This window comes from Streptomyces sp. XM83C, from assembly GCF_023072675.1.
Lineage (GTDB): Bacteria > Actinomycetota > Actinomycetes > Streptomycetales > Streptomycetaceae > Streptomyces > Streptomyces thermocoprophilus.
This window is the reverse complement of the sequence record NZ_JALLGL010000422.1, coordinates 1-4109: the sequence shown is the minus strand read 5'-3', so window position 1 is coordinate 4109 and position 4109 is coordinate 1. Positions and strand designations below refer to the sequence as shown.

Below are 4109 nucleotides of genomic sequence, written 5' to 3'. Positions count from 1 at the left end.
CGGGGGGGTCCGGCGGGGCGTGATCGCCGCCGCGGCAGAAGCGTGCAGGAAGGTCGAGAGGGATCGCCAAGGTTTGCCGTGTATGCGCGCCCTGCATTGATGCGCGCCGGCATGCAGGCACCTGACCTGCGAGGATGCGGCCGAGTGCGAGTGGGGTGCGCATCGCTGCATGGCCGCGACTACGCGGGCCCCGGCCCCGGCGTACGGCACGTCTCCTCGGGCCCCGCGCGCCGGGCACGGCCGCCCGGCGCCGGACGCATGCCCGGGCGTCGCGCCCTAGAAGAACTCCGACCACGGCTGGTCCCAGATCTGCTTCACGCACAGGACCAGGAAGAGGAGGCCGGCGACGGTGAGCATGGCGTTGCTGAGGAGGCCGTTGCGCCACGGGGACGGGGTGCGGGCGGAGTTCAGGAGCCACACCAGGGTGAGCGCCAGGAACGGCATGAAGGCGGCGCCGAGCACGCCGTAGACGATGACCAGGCGGAACGGCTGGCCCTGGAAGAGCAGGGCGATGGGCGGGAACGTCAGCCAGAGGAGGTAGACGCGGAACGGCCAGGAGCGTTCGCGTTCGCCGGTGGCGATCTTCTCGGCCTTCGCCTCGTCGCCGGCGCGGAGGCGGGCGACGAAGTCGGCGAACATCAGGCTGACGCCGTGCCAGACGCCGATGAGGGAGGTGAACGACGTGGCGAAGAAGCCGATGAGGAAGAACTTGGCGGTGGCGGTGCCGTACTTGTCCTCCAGGATGTCGCCGAGCTGGATCAGCCCCTTGTCGCCGCCCGCGAGGGCGATGTTCGCGGAGTGCAGGAGTTCCGCGCCGACGAACAGCATCGCGACGACGAAGATGCCGGTGGTGAGGTAGGCGACGCGGTTGTCGAGGCGCATGACCTTGAGCCAGCCGATGTCCGTCCAGCCCTTGGCGTTGACCCAGTAGCCGTACGCGGCGAGGGTGATGGTGCCGCCGACCCCGCCGATCAGGCCGAGGGTGTTGAGGACGGAGTCCTTCTCGTCGGGCAGGACGGGCAGCAGGCCGGCGAAGGCGTGCCCGGCGTTCGGTGCGACACGGATCGCGAGGTACACCGTCACCACGAACATGACGCCGACGAGGACCGTCATGACCTTCTCGAACACGGCGTACTTGTTGAACCAGACGAAGACCAGGCCCACCAGGCCGCAGGCGACGCCCCACCACTTGAGGTCCATCACGTCGGGGAACAGCGCCTGGAGGGGCAGCGCGCTGGAGGACATCGCGGCGGCGCCGTAGACGAAGCCCCAGACGACGACGTACACGGCGAAGAACCAGGTCGTCCAGCGGCCGAGGCTCGCCCAGCCGTCGAACAGGGTGCGGCCGGTGGCCAGGTGCCAGCGGCCGGCGGCCTCGGCGAGGGAGATCTTCACCAGGCAGCCGACGACGGCCGCCCACAGCAGGGTGTAGCCGAAGTTGCTGCCGGCGATGAGGGTGGCGACGAGGTCACCGGCGCCGACACCGGTGGCCGCGACGACGATGCCGGGGCCGATGTGCCGCCAACTCGGCTTGCGGAGCGGGGGTTCAGGTGATGTGACGTGTGCGTCCGTGGTGTTTCCCGTGGTGTCCACCATGGCGTCAAGTAAGCGCACGATCACAGCGGGGACAAGAGGGCCCGCGTCCGGTTCACACCGTGTCCCGGGTTTCTCCCGCAGATCTTCGATTCACGCGCGCACGATCGAGCGGTGCGGGGGCCGTCGAGCCTCCGCACCGCTCGCTTCGTCCGGGCGGCCGACCGCCGGGGCGGGCCGGTCCCCTACTCGGGGTCCTCCGCGCCGGACTTCGCCTTCTCGGCCTTTGCGTCCTCGGGCTCCTTCTTGGCCGCTCCGGCGTCTTCGGTGTCCTTCGCCGGCTCGCCGGCCGGGCGCGCCTCGCCGTCCGGTTGCGCCTTGTCGTCGGACTGCGCCTTGTCGTCGGACTTCGGCTTGTCGTCGAACACCGCCTCGTCGGCGGGCTTGCTGTCCGACTCTCCGTCGTCGAAGTAGGCGTCGAGGACGGCGTCCAGTTCCGCTTCCCAGCGCTTGAAGTCCGACCGGGCCTTCGCCTCGACCTCGATGGGGTACCAGCGGCGTTCCGGCGTGTGGACGGTGACCGTGAACCGCTTGCCGAAGCGGGGCGTCGCCGTCTCCACCGCGCCGATCTCGTCCCAGCGGAACTCGCACTCCTGGTCGTCGAGGGCGAGCCGGACACCCCGGTGGTCGGCGACGATGCGCGCCCGGCGGTCGGCGGCCTCGAAGACGGGCCCGTCGGGGGCGGGTTCGTCCTCGCCGTCGGTCTCCTCATCGGCGTCCGCCGCGGCCGTGGCGGCCTCCTCGCCGGGCTCGGCGTCGGGCGCGTCGGCCGTGGACGCGGTCTCGGCGGCGCCGTCCGTCTCCGGCTCCGTCCCCGGCTCGGCGTCCTCCGGCTCCTTCTTCGCCGGGGCGGTGATCCCGGGGATGAAGGCCGGGTCGAAACCGGCACCCAACACGGGCTCGCCCTTCAGGGGCTGGCTGCTCGAACCTATGCGCTGCTGCTCCACAGCGGGCAGTATGGTCGACGATCCTGTGTCACACACAGCCAGCCCCTGCATCGTTACACGAAGGGTTCACACGAAGAGGCTCTTCAGGCCCCGTCGCGCGTCAGTCCAGGACCGCGAGGGCGTCGATCTCGATGAGCAGCCCGGCGGGCAGGCCGACGTACACGGTGGTGCGGGCGGCGGGGGGCGCGGTGAGGTTCTGCTCCTCGAAGTACGCGTTGTAGATGTCGTTCATCTCGGCGAAGTGCGCGGTGTCCGTGAGGTAGACGCGGATCATCATGACGTCGTCCCAGCCGGCGCCGCCCTCCTCCAGCACCGACTTGACGTTGGCGAGGGTCTGGAGGGTCTGCTCGCGCAGCGTGGGGCCGGCCGGTGTGGGCGGTTCGCCGTCCTCGGCGGGGAGGAAGCCGACCTGCCCGGCGACCTGGAGGATGTTGCCCTTGCGCACGCCGTGGGAGAACTTCGCGGGCGGCGGTGTGTGGGTCTTCGGGGTGACGGCGGTCTTCTCGGTCACGGGGTGCCTTCCTTGTCGGTCGTCGGGGTGGTGCCTGCCCGGCCGGTCACGAGGTGCCGTCCGTGACAGGGGTCCGGCCGGAGTACTCGCCGCTGATCGCGTCCGCTGTACGGCGTACCAGCGGGAGCAGGGCGAGGAGTCCCTCGGCGGTGACGACGACGTTGGGCGCGGACACCGACATGGCGGCGACGACCCTGCCGTCGGCCCCGCGCACGGGTGCGGCGACGCAGTTGATGGACTCCTCGTGGCCGCCGAGGTCGGTGGCCCAGCCCTGTTCGCGCACCCGTTCCAGCTCGGCCAGGAAGGCGGCGGCGTCGGGGGTCGAACGGGGCGTGTAGCGGGGGTAGTCGAGCTTCTCCGCGAGGGCGCGCCGCTCGGGCTCGGGCAGGTCGGCGAGGAGGAGTTTGGCGACGGCGGCGACGGTGACGGCGACCGGTCTGCCGATACGGGAGTACATGCGGACCGGGTAGCGGCTGTCGACCTTGTCGATGTAGAGGACCTCGCCCTCCTCGTGCACGGCGAGGTGCACGGTGTGGCCGCACTCCTCGTTGAGGCGTACGAGGTGGGGGTGGGCGATCTCGCGGATGTCGAGGCTCTCCATCGCCTCCTGGGCGAGGGCGAAGAGGCGGGCGCCGAGGCGGTAGCGCTGGTCGGACTGGCGGTAGACCAGGCCGTGTTCGTGGAGGGTGCGCAGCAGGCGCAGGGCCGTGGACTTGTGCACGCCGAGACGTGCGGCGACCTGGCCGAGGTCGGCGGGGCCCTCGGCGAGCATCGGGAGGATGCTCAGGGCGCGGTCGACGGTCTGGCTCATGGGGTGGGGACCTCCTCCTCGTCGGCCTCCGGGACCTCCGCGGCCTCCGGGGTGTCCGCCGCGGCCCGGACCTCCGCGGCCTCCGGGGTGTCCGCGGCGCTTCCGGCCGGCCCGGCCTCGTCGGTCCGGGCCTCCCGGGTCCAGCCGGGGCCGAGTCGCAGTGTCCCCCACGCGGTCTCGTCGAGCGCGGCGAGACGGTCGGCGTGGCCGGTGGCGGGGGGTGCGGCGAGGTCGGCGGGGGTGGTGA

4 protein-coding genes and 1 pseudogene are annotated in these 4109 nt (G+C 71.5%); all 5 read right to left on the bottom strand.

The window, feature by feature from the left end; translation table 11 throughout:
• Nucleotides 1-276: 276 nt before the first annotated feature.
• Nucleotides 277-1596, bottom strand: coding sequence for an Nramp family divalent metal transporter (locus MTQ10_RS28495; RefSeq protein WP_247473218.1), 1320 nt, complete (start codon nucleotides 1594-1596; stop codon nucleotides 277-279).
• Between the two features lie 182 nt (nucleotides 1597-1778).
• On the bottom strand, nucleotides 1779-2591 hold the full coding sequence (locus MTQ10_RS28490; protein WP_441351008.1) for a hypothetical protein: 813 nt from the start codon (nucleotides 2589-2591) through the stop codon (nucleotides 1779-1781).
• A gap of 49 nt (nucleotides 2592-2640) precedes the next feature.
• A complete protein-coding gene (locus MTQ10_RS28485; protein ID WP_247473216.1) occupies nucleotides 2641-3051 on the bottom strand; it encodes a RidA family protein in 411 nt (136 codons plus the stop codon).
• A 46-nt stretch (nucleotides 3052-3097) separates the two neighbouring features.
• Nucleotides 3098-3862: an IclR family transcriptional regulator gene (locus MTQ10_RS28480; RefSeq protein WP_247473215.1), complete on the bottom strand. Its 765-nt coding sequence runs from the start codon at nucleotides 3860-3862 to the stop codon at nucleotides 3098-3100.
• Nucleotides 3859-4109 (bottom strand): annotated as a pseudogene (locus MTQ10_RS28475) (hypothetical protein); the annotation flags it as partial. The pseudogene MTQ10_RS28475 and the gene MTQ10_RS28480, both read right to left, overlap by 4 nt.